Genomic DNA, 15838 nt, shown 5'->3' with positions numbered 1-15838 from the left:
CAGGTCGGTGACGACGGTGGCGTTCTCGGTGGCACCTTCGACCAGCGCGAGCGGGTGCTTGTGCCCGTCGAGGTCGATCCCGAGGGCCACGATGCCGTGATTGCGCAGATCGTATGCAAGCACGTTGTAGCCCGCATCGTGAAGCGCCTTGTACTGCGGCAGGAAACTGACCTCGAACCCGCCGAAGTTCTTCCACGGCTCCAGGTGGCCGGGGTAACCGTAGCGATTTCCCGGCATGAAGTGGTTGCAGATCACCAGCCGGTCGGAGTCGGCTGGAATGAACCAGCCCTCGAGTGGAACACCGTCGAGCGACGGGAAAAAGACGTCCTCGTAGTTCAGCCCGACCTCGTCGGGGCGCCGAAAGATCGGCGTTCGGTACGACGTGGCGAAGAAGTCGGCCAGGCCGTCGATCACTTCGTTCGATTTGGTGTCCTCGGTCACGGAAATTCACTCCTATGTTGCCGGGATGGTCGCTTGTCGTGGCACCCGCTCCGGCGTCGCTGATTCAGGTGTTTTGTATGTCTCGCGGAGCGCGAGACGCCAGGCATCGGTTGACTGCCTGACCGTTTCTCATTTCTCCATCGAGCCGGCGTCGACCGGCAGCGCCACCCCGGTGATGTACCGCGACTCGTCCGAAGCCAGAAAGAGCAGCGCATTCGAGACGTCGTCGAGTTCCACCCACGGCACGGGGATTAGGTTCTGGAGGGCGAACCCGGCCCGCGCATCCTCCACCGTCGGCCGGGGGAGGTCGGGTCGGAACAGTTCCAAGACAGCATCGCTCAATCCCATTCCCGTCGGGACGACGGTGGTGTGGATGGTGTTCACCCGGATGAAATCAGGGGCAAGTTCTCTTGCGAGGGTGCGCATCAATCCCACGACGCCGTGCTTGGCCGCCGAATAGTGGGCCAAATTGGGGGTGCCACGTAGACCGGAGCACGAACTGGTGAGCACGATGGACCCGCCCTTGCCGGCGATCAGATGGGGTACCGCGGCGGCGCAGGTGTTGTAGACACCGACCAGATTGACATCGAGCAGGTCCTGCCACATTTCCGAGGTCAACTCGAGCGTTTTGGCCGGTGACATGACACCCGCGTTGGCGCTCACGATGTCCAGGGCACCGAACCGTGCCACGCCTGCATCCACGACGGCCGTGATCTCCTCGCGATCCCGCACATCCGCGGCTCGTGCAAAGATTTGGCCACCTCGCTCTTCCACCAATGAGATGGTCTCGTCGAGGTCAGTCGCGGAGCCGAGCGAGTACGGGATCGTGTCGATGTCCCGGCAAATGTCGAGCGCGATGATGCGCGCGCCCTCATCCGCCAACCGAAGGCAATGGTTACGGCCTTGCCCCCGCGCCGCTCCGGTCACGAGGGCTACTTTGTCGGCAACTCGGCCGTGCTCAGAAATCACTCGTCGTCCTCTCTTCGGAAGCTATCGTCAGCAAGTGCTGTATGGGAGGGTTCGTTCCTCATTCAGGTCCCACACCACGGCCTTCGATCGCGTATAGAGATCGATCGCGTCGAATCCGTTCTCGCGGCCGTATCCGCTTTCCTTCATCCCACCGAATGGAATGGTCGGATGGATGGCTCGATAGGTGTTCACCCACACGGTGCCAGCTTCCAGATTCCGGGCAAGATACTGGATGGCGCGCGCATTATTGCCCCAGATCTGGGCCGTCAGACCCATCCGTGCACCGTTTGCCCGGGCAAGGACCTCATCGATGTCGGAGTACCGCAACACACTGGCGACCGGACCGAAAACCTCTGTGCTGGCGACGATGTTGTCATCGGCGACGTCGATGAGGACCGTGGGCCGATAGAAGTAGCCCTCACCCAGAGCGCCCTCGTCCGCTCGGTAGCCGCCCGCAAGCCGGGTCGCGCCCTGGCCGACAGCGGACGTGACAATCGAGTCCACCCGCTCGAGTTGCCGATGGCTGATCAAGGCACCCATCTCCGACGCCGGATCGCGTGGATGACCTACCCGGATCGACCGGGCAAGCGACTCGATCCGACCCGCCACCTCGTCATACAACGTGTCGGGCACGAAAATGCGCGATCCCGCGGCGCAACTCTGTCCGCTCTTGACGAAGTTCGAATGCAGGATCGACGGAATCGCCGTGTCGAGATCGGCATCCTCGAGCAGGATCACGGCACTCTTACCGCCGAGTTCGAGGCTCAGCGGCGTGATGGTCGCGGCAGATTGCGCGATGACCGCCCGGGATGCCTCTGGGCTACCGGTGAACACGAGCATTCCGATCTCCGGATGCTCGGTCAGCGCGCGACCGGTCACCTCCCCCCGCCCGGTGACCACATTGACCACGCCCGGCGGAATCCCTGCCTCGAGCGCGAGTTCCGCCATCCGGAATGACGACAGCGGCGCAACTTCCGGCGCCTTGAGTACGAAGCAGTTTCCTGCAATCAACGCCGGTCCGGCCTTCCAGCCGAACATCATCGGGTTGCCGTTGAACGGGTTCACCCCGGCCACGACGCCGTACGGTTCCCGCGCCTGGTACGCGACCCGGTCCGGATACTGCGCGAACGATCGTCCCTCGATCTTGTCGGCCATTCCCGCGTAGTACGTCAGCCAGCGGGCTCCGCCGTCGACGTCGCCGAGTGCCTCTCGTCGCAGGTGTCCGACATCATCGCACTCGAGGTCTGCGAGTTCGTCACGCCGTTCGGCGATCAGCTCGGCCCAGCGGCGGACGAGCCGGCCCCGCTCGTCGGGGGCCATGTCCCGCCACGTTTCGCGAAAGACCTGCCCGGCGGCCGTGACGACCTCGTCGACGTGGCCGGCCGATGACTCGAACGCCTCCGCCCAGACCTGACCTGTTGCCGGGTTCTCGATCGGGAGGTACTCGCCTGACTCCGGAGCGACGGAACCTCGGGCCCCGACAATTCCCACTCGCGGCATGTGCGCGACCGTGGCCATCTCTACCTTCTCTCTGTGGATGTCAATACGTATTGGCCGCGCGTTCCCGGTCTCGCGGCGGCGCGGTGTGCCTCTGCCGCTTCCTCGAACGGAATCGCCCCCGCGACGCGTAGAGCGATTTCGTCGCGCTCGGCCATCCGGACCAGCTCCGCTGTCTGATCGGTATTCGGTATTCGGGTGGGCGTTCAGGAACCGCCAGTCGAGCTCGCTGTTGGCCGGACGGTCCCCGACCGCGCTCACAGCCGCACCTCCGGGCTCGATACCACCGAGACTTCCTGCAGCGCCCAGGATTGCAAGTGTGTCGTCTCGCTGTAGCCCCAGCAGTTCCAGAGCCTGGAATGCTGTGTTCCCGTTGAGCGGCAGGGTCGTCCACTCGGTGAGTGATAGCGATGACGGGCAGGATGTTGCCGATTCGATCGGTACGACGATGAAGTTCGCCTGCGTTCCCTCGCGTGTGTCGAACCAGCACCGCCAGCCGGTTACGGTGGTGCCGACGAGACTCGAATCGACGTGGCGTCCTACTGCATCGATGCGACCGGCATAGTCCCAGCCCAACACCAATCGTCTACCCGGCTCCGGATTCTCGCTGTAGTGTCCGGCCCTGGTCTCGAGATCGACCGGGTGCACGCTGGCCGCCTCCACCCTGACCCGCGCCTCGCCGGGTCCGGGCTCGGGTATCGGAATTTCCACTACTTCGATGACTTCCGGCCCACCGAAACGGCTGACCGTCACTGCTCGGTTCATGACTACCTCGCTGCCCAGCTCCGCCGTCCATGATTCTGTATCGGTTGTCGGGTGTCGAGGGCCCTGGACGCAGCCATGCTCAGTCCGACACAAGCGCCGAGTCCACCCGCTCCGCGGCGCCTGGACGGTCCGCACGGGGAGACGGTCCGACGGAGATCATCAGGATCGCCGCCATCCCGATTACTGCGAAGACCGAGAACGCGTAGAAGTTCCATTGGTAGCCGAGCGTGGACGCCGCGATCCACCCGCCGATGATCGGACCGACGACTGCGCCCGCGCGACCGATTCCGATAGTAAGTCCGATTGCGGGAGCCCTCAGGGTTCCCCTGAAAACCGTGCCCACGGATCCCATGATCAGGATCTGGGTGCCGATCGTCCCCAGGCCGGCGATTGCCACGAAGACGTACAGCATCGGTAGCGGCATCCGGAAGCTGAGCATCAAGATCGATACCGCCGCGAGCAGAAGCACCGTTGCCGTGACCTTTCGCGAGCCCAGTCGATCGGCGAGGGTCGAGGCGATGAGGACCCCGATCATTGCGCCCGCGTTGAGCACGAGGAGGAACATCAGTGAGCTTCCGAGCGAGTAGCCGGCTTGCTTCATGATTTGGGGCAGCCATGTGCTGATGCCGTAGGTCATGAGCAGACCGCAGAAGGCTGCGACCGTGAACAGGGTGGCTGCACGCCGGTGCGTCGGCTTCAGGAGATCGCGCATCGACGCGGAGTCGGACCCGGATGACTCGCTCGACGCCGGACCGGTCCGCTCGACACCGAAGTCGTGGGCGACCGCAATGGCGTCCTTCACCCGTCCTCGGCTCTCGAGATACGACGGCGACTCCGGCAGATAACGCAAAGCCAGAGGCAAGACCGTGACCAGCGGGAGGAGGCATAGTGCGTACATCCACCGGAACCCGAGGTCCGGCAGTAGGACGATCCCCGCGACCGCGGCGGCGATCCCGCCGAGGCAGTATCCGCAACAGGACAGCGCGTTGTTGAGCTGGCGCCGGCTAGGAGGTGAGAACTCAATGATCAGCGCGACGGACACCGGGACGAATCCGCCCAGACCGAGGCCCCCGATGAATCGGAAGATCCCGAACACCTCGGGGCTGGGCGCGAGGGCGCACAATCCCATCGCAGTCGCGAACCAGACCATCGATCCGAGAAAGAGCCGTCGCGGTCCGAACCGTCCTGAGGCCGCCCCAGACGCGAGCGCGCCGATGAGCATTCCCACGAGGGTGAAACTGCCGATGGCACCGGCCTCCATCGCGGTGAGACCCCACCGTTCGTACCCCAGCAACGATGGCACCGTTGCGCCGTAGACGACCAAGTCGTACCCGTCGCAGATCAGCGCGGCGAAGCAGAGGGCCACGATGACATTCGGACTTCGGCGGGTACCTGTAGAGCTGATTCCGAGTGCGCCGGTCGCGCCCTCGCCGTCACGCGATACCGTCATGATCTTCCTTTATCGTGTCGATTTTTCGCTGTCTTGAGTGCTGGCGTGCGGCCGGGCGGGACGAGACCGTCCCACCCGGCGGCACATGTCAATCGCGAGTCGCGGGAATCATGGTGGCGACGAATGTGACGGAGCGGTCGGTCCGATTGCTCCATGTGTGTTTGGTCCCGCGCTGGACAAACGTGTCCCCGGGTCGCAGGAGCGTTTCCGAGTCCTCGAGCACGGCATACACCTCGCCGGACACGATGGTGACGATGTCGATGGTCTCGGTGACGTGCAGTCCGCTGATGGCGTCGTCGGCGGTGTAGGCGTCGCCAGCTTTCAGGTCACCGAGGGCGCTCTCGTAACCCGCAGCGGCATCCCACTCGCTGTCCGGCGGGAACGTTGCGAGGCGCACGACGACACCGGCGGCCGGAGGTGCCAGAGCGACGGTGCCGTCGAGGGTGTCCTTCGCATCTACCGGCGCCGGAATGGTGTCGGCCTGCCAGACGTCGGCGACGGTGAATCCGTCTGTGACGGCACGGGTGGCGGTGTTCTCGTCCAGCACGATCGTGGACTTTCCGTCGCCGTTGACGCCGGACACGACGCGCCGCGCCTGGAACTGCTTGTGGTCGGAAGGCATGGGTGTTCCTTTTCTCGAATTGTGGTTGTGAGGAAATCTCCGGTAGGGCAATAACGTTCGGTTCTATTGGTCGTGGAGGATGACGCCGCGTATCAGCTTGCCGTCCTTCAGGTCCCGGAATCCCTGGTTGATGTCTTCGAGGCGGTAGTTCTTGGTGGCGAGTTCGTCGAGTTTCAGGTCGCCCTTGTCGTAGAGGCGGAGTAGCCGGACGATGTCATAGTGCGGGTTACCGGAGCCGAACATGGTCCCCTTGATGGTCTTTTCGAACTTCGTCAGCACGGCACCCGACACGTGAACGGTGAGCTTTTCCGGTGCCGCCAGGCCGGTGACCACGACGACGCCGCCCCTGCCGACGGCGTCGAACGCGTTCTGCACGACCTCTTCGTCGACGACACCCACGGTGACCAGAGCCTGATCGGCGCCCTGACCCCAGGTGATCTCGTTGATCTTCTCGGCGGCGTCGGCCGCCGACGCGAACGCGTGGGTGGCGCCGAACTTCAGGGCGGTCTCGCGCTTGAACGCCACGGGATCGACGGCGACCACGTACTTCGCGCCGGCACTGACCGCGCCCTGGACGGCGTTGATGCCGATCCCACCGATTCCGTAGATGACCGTGGTGTCCCCGGCGCGCACGCCACCTGCGTAGACCGCGGTGCCCCAGCCGGTCGGCACACCACACCCGACGAGGACTGCTGTCTCGAGCGGCAGCCAGTCGTCGACTTTGACGACGGAGTGCTGTGAGAGCGTTGCACGTTCGGAGAAGGTGCCGAGCATGCAGAGGCTGCCGAAGTCGAGGCCATCTCCGTGGTAGCGGGTCCCGCCATCAGGGAAGGTGCCGAGGACGGCGTTGGCACCGAGGTCGCACAGGCTCTGTCGGCCGGTGGAGCAGTAGCGACATGTTCCGCAGGACGGGATGAAACTACATACGACGTGATCACCGGGGACGACCTTCGTCACGCCCGGCCCCACCTTTTCGATGATGCCGGAACCCTCGTGACCTGGAACGATCGGATATCTGGGGGTGAGATCGCCGTCGAGCAGGTGCAAGTCGGAGTGGCAGAGTCCGGAAGCGACAAATTTGATCTGCACCTCGCCGACTCCGGGTTCGTCGATGTCGAGTTCGCGGATCTCGAATTCGGTGCTGTTTTCGAGCAGCACCGCGGCCTTGGTCTTCATGGCTATCTCCGTATCGAAAGGGTGAGTGGTGGAGTGAGTTTCAGAGCTTCATCAGGACGGTTCGTTCTTCGGTGTGTTCGGCGACGGCTTGGAATCCGTACTTGGCGCCGTATCCGCTCTGCTTCTGTCCAGAATGTGGGAGCGAGGTGGCCCAAGCGCCGTAGCAGTTGACCCACAACATCCCAGCTCGGACATGGCGCGTGAATCGGTGTGCGCGGCTGAGATTCTGCGTCCAGAGCCCGCCGGCCAGGCCGAATTCAGTACCGTTGGCCAGCGCGAGCGCCTCCTCCTCGTCGCCGAACCGGACTACGTTCACTACGGGCCCGAATACCTCTTCGCGCGCAATGCGCATCTCCGGCGTGACGTCGGCGATGATCGTCGGCTGATAGAAGTTCTCGTTGACGTTCCAGTCCGCATCCGCCGGCCTGCCTCCGAGGACAACAGTGGCACCGTCCTCGATGGCTCCGTCGACGTGTCCCTGGACGCGCAGGCGCTGGCTCGTCGAGATCAGGGGTCCGATGTCGCTGGCCGACTCGAACCCCGGCCCGACGGTGAACCGAAGCGCCTCCTGCTGCAACCGATCTACCACCTCGTCGTAGCATCCGGCCTGAACAAACAAGCGTGAACCGGCGACACAGACCTGACCGGCGTTCATGAAAATGCCGGCCGCCGCACCCGGGACCGCGGCCGACAGGTCCGCATCGTCGAAGATGATGTGGGGGGACTTTCCGCCCAGCTCCAACGTCATCCGCTTCATGTTGGTGGCCGAGGCTTCGACGATGCGGCGCCCGGTGGCGGTGGAACCGGTGAAATTGATGCGCGCGATCCCGTCGTGGCGGGCGAGATGCTCGCCGGCCACCGAGCCGACACCGGGAACGACATTCAGGACCCCGGGCGGCAAACCGGCCTCTGCGGCCAGTTCCGCAACGCGCAAGGCGGTGAACGGGGTCAGTTCCGAGGGTTTCCCGACAACCGTGCAACCGGCAGTGAGGGCCGGTGTGATCTGGCGCAGGAAACCGGCGGCGGGGGCGTTCCACGGGCAGATGGTGCCGACCACCCCGACGGGAACCCGCAGTGTATGCGCAAAGAGGCCGGGGCCCTGATCGCTGGTCAGACCGGTGAGTTTGGTTGCCCACCCCGATGTTTCACGAATGGTGTCTGCGGCCCAGCGCACGTAGGCAAGCGATTGTCGCGCCGGCATCCCATTCTCGAGCACGTCGAGTGCCGCGAGTTCGTACGCGTGCCGCTCGATCAGCACGGCCCACGCCCACAGCAGACGCGCACGTTCACGGCCAGGGGTCTCGCTCCAGGATTCGAACGCCCGTGCCGCGGCGGCCACGGCAACATCGACGTCCTCCTCGTCCGCGAGATGGACGATGCCCAGTTCCCGGTCAGTGGCGGGATCCAGGACGGGCAGTAGTTTCCGACCAGCGCGGGCAGTGACACGCCCATCGATCCACGGCAACCATTCTCCGCGGACCAACGCGGAGTCGGCGTCACCGGGCCGAACAGGACAGGGAGTTTGTGGCGTCAAGGAGGTACCTCCGACCGGACGGGGGCTCATGCGTTCGCAGTACACCCACCGCATCATGGATAAAATATGATGCGGCAAAACTAACAAGCCGCCGACGGTGTGTCAACCGTCACAACGAACAGGCGGGACCGGGCACGGCGTAGCCGTTGAGCACGGCGTTCGAGCTGCACAGGCAAAATTCTTGGCGGATATGACGAGGCTTCGCGCGGCGCCGAGCGCCCCAGGCTGTAGCGCCCTGCCCAATGCCCTGCCCAATACCGGGACCGAAGTTGAGAAGAATGCAGAAACGAGGGTTGCCGTTCGCACGCGCAAAATGGCAGCGCGATCGCGCGGATAACTTAACTCCCACAGTGGGATTACGGCCGCGCTCGCTGAACGGCGCGACCGGGGATCGACCGTCATCTCTGCGGCGGCACCATCACGGCGTTGGGGTGACGAATGTACGGAGATTCCCGGTTATTCTTCGCTATCTACGGACGCGGCGTGTGCCTCCTCGCCCGACGCCCGTCGGCCGTCGGCGATCGCGACACCGAGTACCACGGCCAGGGCGGCACACCCCGCCAGATAGGGCGGTGCGGGCAGGGTCGCCACTGCCAGCACGACCAGTGCGACCAGGGCTGTCGGACGCGACATCGGCACCTCGCGCATCACCGACCGCATGTACCAGGTCTGCGCGGCGAAGAAGAGGAAGGGGCCGCCGAAGAGAAACACATTGGTCACGGCATCGGTGTGCCCAGTCGGATGCGCGATCACCAATTCATCCCCGACCGCGATCGCGAGCAGTCCGGCGACCATCACCAAGAGAGTGTTGATCGCGTAGCGGCTGGTCCTCACCGGGTCCCGGCCGGCAATGACCTGACTCACCGCGCGGGGTTCGGAACGGCGAAAGTACACCCACCACACGGCGATGGTGCCGATCACTGCGACCGCACCGGTGAACAGAGTCATCGGTTCCAGCGGTGCACTGGCAACGGCGGATCCGGTCGTCAGCACCGTCTCCCCGAGCGCGATGATGAAGAAGAGCCGGGCTCGCTCGAATTGATGTTCGGCCGCGAAGTCGATGCGTTCGGAGTGGAATCGCTTTCCCGGCAGCGGGTGTGCGGACAGGAGGCCGAGGAGGTCGATCACCGTCGCGATACCCCACAGAATCAATCGTGCGGGACCGTCGACCACCGCACCTGTGATCCACAGCGGTGCGGTGGCCACGAGCCACACCAATGCACGCTGGAAGTGCCGGCGCATGACGTCGTCGAGCCCGATGGTCAGCAGCCAGAGCGTTCGTCCGATCTGGATCGTGAGGTACGTCGCGACGAACAACCACCCGGCCTCGCCGAATGCCTCCGGCACCGCGACGTTCATGAACAGTCCGAGCACCATGATCACCAGCAGCATCATGCGAACCGGTGACTGATCGGGGTCGGTCAGGGAACCGGCCCACGACGTGTAGGACCACGCGAGGAACACCGCAACGTACAGCACCAGCGTCTGCGCCAGTCCCGTCCAGGTGAGATGCTCGACCAGGTGGTGCACCAGCTGCCCGATCCCGAAAACGTAGACGACGTCGAAGAACAATTCGAGGGGACTGACGTGCCGATCGTGCGGATCACGTTGCAGGGGTCGCGGCTTCGATGTCCTCATCGTTTGCACCCTCCCTTGAATCCGGTCGCAACCGTCAGGTCTCTAGGGTTATCATCTTCGCCTGCGAACTGTCCGGCCGACGCGATCAACCAAGATCGGTGGTCGCCGCGACGGTGATTGTCACCGCGTAGTCCGTTCTAACCCACCGACTGTGCCCCGCGCCGCATCCCGTCTGTGGAGATACGGACGCGTCCTGGTTCACCAACCACCGAAGGACAGTCCCCCGTTCACGGAGAGTGTCTGTCCCGTGATCTGGCCGGCCGCGTCGGAAGCGAGGAATGTGACTGCGTCGGCAACTTCCTCGACCGCCGGCGGGCGACCTGCCGGGAATCGCTTCAATGCCTTGTCGAAGAGCTTCTGCTGGAAGCTCTCGGTGGCGAAGATCCGGTCCCAGGACGGCGTACCCGAGGTAATCGTCATGGCAACGCCGTTGACTCGAATCTGCCAGCGCGAGAATTCCTTCGCGAGTGTCTTCGTCAGGAGGATCACCCCAGCGCCCGCGGCGCCCATGATGGATTCACCGGAGGTCGGGGTCCGTGCCGCATCTGTCGTCAACATGACCACGGCGCCACCACGGACGCGCAGGCCTGGCACCGCAGCGTGTACGGGGTAGATCCGCGGGAAGAAGCGCGACGCGAAGGCCCGCTGGAGCTGGTCGCCGGTCATCTCGGCGAACGGCGTAGGCCCGAACTCCCCCTGCGCCCCGGCGCTGACCACGATGTCGATGGCCCCGAAGTCACGCACCACCCGGCCGGCTACCTCGGCGATGCTGTCGTAGTCACTGCAGTCACCCGCCTCGAATCGCACCTGATCGGAGACCTCGCGCAACCGATCCATCGCATCCTTGCCACGCTCAGCCGACCGACCATTCACCACCACTGTCGCACCGCGCTTGGCCAGCCGCACGGCGGTCTCGAGCCCCACGCCGCTGGTGGCTCCGGTGATCAGCGCAACCTTGCCATCCATATCGGCCTCTGAACCGGCAACCATCTCACTACCTCCAGTGCTCTTGTCGCGGATTGCGAACCGCAACCACCCTAACATGGATGATATATGATGCGTAGTCTGGGCCGAGTTTCCGCGCTACTTCATGCGCCATCGATACCGGCCTATCGTGAGCAACTATCCAGACAAGGACGACCCATTCATGCCCGATTTTTCGATCTCCGAGTTCCTCCGTCCCGGCGACCTCGTCGCCATCGGAGAGGCCACTGCCGAGCCACGCACCCTCGTCGCGCACTTCCTCGATGCCGCCCGCGACATCGACGACGTCACGGCGCTGTGCGGATACACTCTCGACGACATCTGGCACAGCGTGCCTGACGGGCACCCCACGGTGATGTCCTACGCCGCACACGGGTCCCTGCGGAAGCTGGCGGCCACCGGCCAACTCCAGATCCTGCCGTGCCATCTCTCGAGCGTGGTCCGGTTCATCCGCAACGGCACCCTTCCGGTCGACGTGGTCCTCATCCAGTTGCCGCCCGCGGACGCGGACGGCTTCCACAGCCCGGGAGGGACTGTGGGCTACCTCGTCGACGCACTCGACTCGGCACGCGTGGTTCTCGCCGAGATCAACCCGAACATGCCCCGAACCAACAGTTCCCGACGCATCCACCAGTCACAGATCACCGCGACCGTCACGTCCGACAACCCGCTGCCCGGTTCCCCGACCAGACCGGCCACCGACGTCGACCGGACCATCGCGGCAAATGTGGCAACCCTGATTCCTGACGGTGCCAGTCTGCAGCTGGGCGTCGGTGCGATCCCCGCCGAGATCACCAAGGTGATTCGCACCCGTTCGGGACTGCGGGTCCGGTCCAACCTGATCGGCGACTGGATTTTCGATCTGGTGGACTCCGGTGCCGTCGACATCAGCGTCGCCGGGTCGTGCACCACCGGCATGGCACTCGGGAGCCGGCGACTGTATGACTTCGTCGACGGCAACACCGGCATCGACTTCGTACACCTGGACGAACTTCTGGCGCCCGCCACACTCGCAACCTGCGACCCGTTCATCGTCGTCAACTCCGCTCTGCAGGTCGACCTACTCGGGCAGGTGAACGCGGAATCGCTCGGTGGACTCTATGTCGGCGCAGTCGGCGGGCAGGTCGACTCCTTCCGCGCCACCCGGATGGCGAAATCCGGTCTGTCGGTCATCGCGCTACCGGCCACCAATCCGGCCGGTGACAAGAGCTCCATCGTCGCGCAGCTCAATGGGCCGACGACGTCACTGCAAAGCGACGTCGACATCATCGCCACGGAGTACGGGGTCGCGGATCTGCGCGCGACCACGGCAGCCCAGCGCGCGGAGCGACTCATCGCCGTCGCAGCACCGGCGCACCGCGACAAGCTGCGTACCGAACTGACCGGCGGACACCGAACCGAGCGGTGACCCCGACACGATACGAACCACAGACGCAGGAGCGGTCGCGTCGGCGGCGAGTCCTTACCGCGTTGATGCTCGGTAATGCTCTCGTCGCCTTGGACACGACGGTCATCGCGACCGCGGTCTCCGCGATAATCGAGGACCTCGGAGGTTTCGAGCACTTTCCCTGGTTGTTCTCCGCGTACCTGCTGTCCCACGCCGTCACGACACCGATCTTCGGCAAACTGTCCGACACCGTGGGCCGCAAGCCGGTCATGCTGCTCGGGATCGGTGTCTTCTTCCTCGGTTCGATGCTGTGCGGGTTCGCCCAGTCCATGACCGGGCTGATCGCGTTCCGTGCCCTCCAGGGCCTCGGTGCGGGGGCAGTCCAGCCCACGGTCCTGACGATCGCCGGCGACATCTACACCTTGCGCGAGCGGCCACGAGCGCAGGGATACATCGCCAGTGTGTGGGCCGCCGCATCCGTCCTGGGTCCGGCCGTCGGGGGATTGTTCGCAGAGTACGGCTCCTGGCGTGGGATCTTCTTCGTCAACGTTCCGATCTGCGCGGCGGCGGCGCTGCTGCTCATCCGGAACTTCCACGAGGAGGATACGGACCCACGGAAGAGGCACGGGCGACCCGACGTGCTGGGTGCAGTGCTGTTGACCCTCGGTGCCGGGCTTCTGGTGCTGGGACTCCTGGAGGGCGGCCGGAGCTGGGCGTGGGGGTCTACGACGTGGATCGCGATCGTCACGATCGGAGCGGTCTGCCTTCTGCTGTTCGGGGTCGTCGAGTGGCGGGTATGCAACCCGATCATGCCGCCCTGGATTCTCGGCCGGCGGACCCTTCTGGGCACGGTTCTCACCTCGGCGATCATCGGTGCGGTCGTCACAGGGCTCACTTCCTACGTCCCGCTGTTCTCACAGAGTGTTCTCGCAACGACCGCCGTCACCGGCGGCTTCCTCCTCACCCCGCTGACGTTGGCGTGGCCGCTGGCCTCGAGCCAGTCCGGGCGGCTCTATCTGCGAATCGGATTCCGCCGCACAGCGTTGGCGGGAACGGCGATCACAATCGTCGGCGCCGGTCTGACGGTCCTGTTCGGTGAGAGCACGGCCGAATGGCAGATCGCCGCAGCGTGCTTCGTCATCGGCGCCGGACTCGGATTCATCACCAGCCCCACCATCATCGCCGCGCAAGCGAGCGTCGAACGGCACGAACGTGGAGTTGTCACGTCCTGCACCACTTTCGCCCGCTCGATCGGTGGAGCTGTCGGCGCAGCCGGGTTCGGCGCCCTTGTCGCAGCACACGGCGGTAACCCGCAATCACCGGCCCAGCTGGACGCCGCCCTGCACCCGGTGTTCATCTGCATCGCACTTGCCGCATCCGGATTGATCGTCACCGTATCGATACTGCCGCGGCACGTGCAGCTCACACCTCAACCGCACGAGGCCGCCGACGAAGAATGCGATCGCACCGGGCGAAAGGTGTCAGGCAAATAGGTCGTTCGTGCCGCGGGGCCGCCCGAGATCCGATGTCTAGGACGCAGCTCATCGCCCGACGGCGAAACCACGGATCGGACGGTGCAAGCTGCGACGCGGCCAGAATCACCCGTGATTCACTTGCGACAGCCCGGCCTCGCACCGAGCAAGTTCCCACCAATCTCGAGAACCGAATTCCGGGTGCCACGTCGCCGTCTGCGGGACACCGACAACCGTTCGATTGCGATCGCCGCTGTCCCGGTCGACGAGATTCATACACCCTCGACACATTCGTGTGCAGCGTCATTGCCCGCTGCTGACCGGGTCGGGTCCGCAGCGGACAATGGGGGCGTAGCGCCCGGTTTGCTTGTTACGGCTACTGCCTGGGCTCTGCCTTGCAAGCAGCGCGGGCGTCGCCTCAGGGGGTGGTCGCGTGCTGTCGTTGCTGTGGATCGTCGATGCTGTCACCGTGGGTGGCGACATTGCGGTACTGGTCACCGAGAGCAGAGCCGGCAATGAAGAGGGCGCCCGCGACGAAGATGATGGAAACTCCCCACGTGGAATGGGTAGGCGAGAGGGTGACCATTGTCAGCGCCGCAAGCGGAGCGAGGCCGCCGGCGAAGGCGCCGCTGACTTCCCGCCCGGCGCCTAGACCAGACGTGCGGACATCAGCCGGGAACTGCTGGGCAAGAAAGGAACCGGACGCTGCCAGCAGCGTGGGTTGGACGATGCCGACAGTCAAGATCAGCGCCGCCCAGATGTAGATCGGGCGATCGGTGTCGAGGAGCCAGAAGAACGGGAACGCGAGGACTGCGATGCCACCGGCGCCGATCAACATGACCCGGCGGGCACCAGCGGCGTCACAGAACCGTCCCGCCAACGGGACGGTGACGATCGCGACGGCGCTGGCCAGACTGATGCCGAACGCTCCGACATTGGCGGCGACATCGCGGAACTCGGCGAGATACGACAGCGAGAACGTCTTGAAGATGTAGCTGATGCTGTTGAGCCCGATGGTGGAAACCGCGACGACAGTCAGCCCGCGCCAATGATTTTTGAGCAGGTTGCGGAGTGGTTGCACCTTCTTCCGCGTCTGGGCCTCGGCTGCAAGCTGTTCGAACTCGGGGGTCTCGGGCAGGTTTCGACGCATCCAGTAGCCCAGGCCGACCAGGATGAAGCTGAACAGGAACGGCACTCGCCACCCCCAACTGTGCAGAGCCTCGTCGCTGAGGCTCGTCACGGCCGTCACTGCCAGGGAGGAAGCCAACAGCCCGATGTTGACCCCCAGCGCCGGCCATGCTCCCTGCCGACCGCGCGACTTGCTGTCGGCGTGCTCGTAGGACATGGCGACTGCACTACCGAACTCGGCACCTGCACCGAATCCCTGAAGGAGACGGAACACGATCAGGAGGATGGGTGCAGCGATTCCGATCGTTTCGTACGACGGGATCAGCCCAATGAGGCCGGTCGCCACGCCCATGAGCAGAAGGGTGAAGGTCAGCACCGCCTTCCGCCCGATCTTGTCGCCGAGGATTCCGAACACGATGCCACCGAGGGGGCGAACCAGGAATCCCACCGCGAACGTGGAGAACGCGGCGAGGGTGCTCACCGCTGAACTCTCCGAGGGGAAGAAGATCGGCCCGAACACCAATGCGGCCATCGACGCGTAGAGGTAGAAGTCGAAAAATTCGAGAGCGGTGCCGACCACCACGGCGGGGCCGACGGACTTCGGCTTCCGGCCTGGCGGAGTACCGGCAGCGGTGGGTGGTTTTGGTGACTGGGTCACGTCGAGCCTCTTCTCTTCCATGCAACGTGTGAGTCACAGCACTATGCGTTATATATGATGCGGTGTCAATGGTCGTTAGCCTGCCTTCGCATCACTTGACCGGACAGCGATATGGAG

At 64.5% G+C, this 15838-nt stretch carries 11 protein-coding genes and 2 pseudogenes; 2 read left to right on the top strand and 11 right to left on the bottom strand.

Features of this window, described 5'->3' with window-relative positions; all coding sequences use genetic code 11:
• From ACFVJ3_RS18795 to ACFVJ3_RS18750, 10 genes and pseudogenes are all read right to left on the bottom strand, one after another.
• Positions 1-441 (bottom strand): annotated as a pseudogene (locus ACFVJ3_RS18795) (hypothetical protein); the annotation flags it as partial.
• Between the two features lie 129 nt (positions 442-570).
• On the bottom strand, positions 571-1410 hold the full coding sequence (locus tag ACFVJ3_RS18790) for a mycofactocin-coupled SDR family oxidoreductase (protein ID WP_378453448.1): 840 nt from the start codon (positions 1408-1410) through the stop codon (positions 571-573).
• Positions 1411-1437: 27 nt separating this feature from the next.
• Entirely contained in the window at positions 1438-2928 is a 1491-nt protein-coding gene (locus tag ACFVJ3_RS18785) for an aldehyde dehydrogenase family protein (protein WP_378453455.1), read from the bottom strand.
• 477 nt (positions 2929-3405) lie between these two features.
• Positions 3406-3672, bottom strand: a pseudogene (locus ACFVJ3_RS18780) (alcohol dehydrogenase catalytic domain-containing protein); the annotation flags it as partial.
• Positions 3673-3751: 79 nt separating this feature from the next.
• Positions 3752-5122 (bottom strand): MFS transporter, encoded by a 1371-nt coding sequence (locus tag ACFVJ3_RS18775; RefSeq protein ID WP_378453447.1) that lies wholly within the window; start codon positions 5120-5122, stop codon positions 3752-3754.
• A gap of 88 nt (positions 5123-5210) precedes the next feature.
• Complete coding sequence (locus ACFVJ3_RS18770) at positions 5211-5744, bottom strand: cupin domain-containing protein (protein ID WP_378453446.1); 534 nt, start codon at positions 5742-5744, stop codon at positions 5211-5213.
• Positions 5745-5807: 63 nt separating this feature from the next.
• Positions 5808-6920 carry an NDMA-dependent alcohol dehydrogenase gene (locus ACFVJ3_RS18765; protein WP_378453445.1) on the bottom strand — a complete coding sequence of 371 codons (1113 nt, stop codon included), beginning with the start codon at positions 6918-6920 and terminating at the stop codon, positions 5808-5810.
• Positions 6921-6960: 40 nt separating this feature from the next.
• Entirely contained in the window at positions 6961-8385 is a 1425-nt protein-coding gene (locus ACFVJ3_RS18760) for an aldehyde dehydrogenase family protein (RefSeq protein ID WP_378453444.1), read from the bottom strand.
• Positions 8386-8910: 525 nt separating this feature from the next.
• Positions 8911-10092: a low temperature requirement protein A gene (locus ACFVJ3_RS18755; protein WP_378453443.1), complete on the bottom strand. Its 1182-nt coding sequence runs from the start codon at positions 10090-10092 to the stop codon at positions 8911-8913.
• A gap of 198 nt (positions 10093-10290) precedes the next feature.
• On the bottom strand, positions 10291-11082 hold the full coding sequence (locus tag ACFVJ3_RS18750) for an SDR family NAD(P)-dependent oxidoreductase (RefSeq protein WP_378453442.1): 792 nt from the start codon (positions 11080-11082) through the stop codon (positions 10291-10293).
• Positions 11083-11206: 124 nt separating this feature from the next.
• Here ACFVJ3_RS18750 and ACFVJ3_RS18745 point away from each other — a divergent pair, with 124 nt between their 5' ends.
• Together ACFVJ3_RS18745 and ACFVJ3_RS18740 are read left to right on the top strand one after the other, a co-directional pair.
• Positions 11207-12484, top strand: coding sequence for an acetyl-CoA hydrolase/transferase family protein (locus ACFVJ3_RS18745; RefSeq protein WP_378453441.1), 1278 nt, complete (start codon positions 11207-11209; stop codon positions 12482-12484).
• Entirely contained in the window at positions 12481-13956 is a 1476-nt protein-coding gene (locus ACFVJ3_RS18740; RefSeq protein ID WP_378453440.1) for an MDR family MFS transporter, read from the top strand. Before ACFVJ3_RS18745 ends, ACFVJ3_RS18740 begins: the two co-directional genes overlap by 4 nt.
• 397 nt (positions 13957-14353) lie before the next feature.
• Here ACFVJ3_RS18740 and ACFVJ3_RS18735 read toward each other — a convergent pair whose 3' ends face one another.
• Positions 14354-15742, bottom strand: a complete 1389-nt coding sequence (locus ACFVJ3_RS18735) for an MFS transporter (RefSeq protein ID WP_378453439.1) — start codon at positions 15740-15742, stop codon at positions 14354-14356.
• Between the last annotated feature and the right edge of the window lie 96 nt (positions 15743-15838).

It is taken from the genome of Rhodococcus sp. NPDC127593, from assembly GCF_042671975.1.
Taxonomy (GTDB): domain Bacteria; phylum Actinomycetota; class Actinomycetes; order Mycobacteriales; family Mycobacteriaceae; genus Rhodococcus_F.
This window is presented reverse-complemented; position numbering and strand designations above follow the sequence as displayed.

What these genes read in the sequence shown, in the direction of transcription:
- ACFVJ3_RS18735 (WP_378453439.1), bottom strand. Translation starts at nt 15,742, where the DNA reads ATGGAAGAGAAGAGGCTCGACGTGACCCAGTCACCAAAACCACCCACC.
- ACFVJ3_RS18775 (WP_378453447.1), bottom strand. Translation starts at nt 5,122, where the DNA reads ATGACGGTATCGCGTGACGGCGAGGGCGCGACCGGCGCACTCGGAATC.
- ACFVJ3_RS18765 (WP_378453445.1), bottom strand. Translation starts at nt 6,920, where the DNA reads ATGAAGACCAAGGCCGCGGTGCTGCTCGAAAACAGCACCGAATTCGAG.
- ACFVJ3_RS18785 (WP_378453455.1), bottom strand. Translation starts at nt 2,928, where the DNA reads ATGGCCACGGTCGCGCACATGCCGCGAGTGGGAATTGTCGGGGCCCGA.
- ACFVJ3_RS18755 (WP_378453443.1), bottom strand. Translation starts at nt 10,092, where the DNA reads ATGAGGACATCGAAGCCGCGACCCCTGCAACGTGATCCGCACGATCGG.
- ACFVJ3_RS18770 (WP_378453446.1), bottom strand. Translation starts at nt 5,744, where the DNA reads ATGCCTTCCGACCACAAGCAGTTCCAGGCGCGGCGCGTCGTGTCCGGC.
- ACFVJ3_RS18750 (WP_378453442.1), bottom strand. Translation starts at nt 11,082, where the DNA reads ATGGTTGCCGGTTCAGAGGCCGATATGGATGGCAAGGTTGCGCTGATC.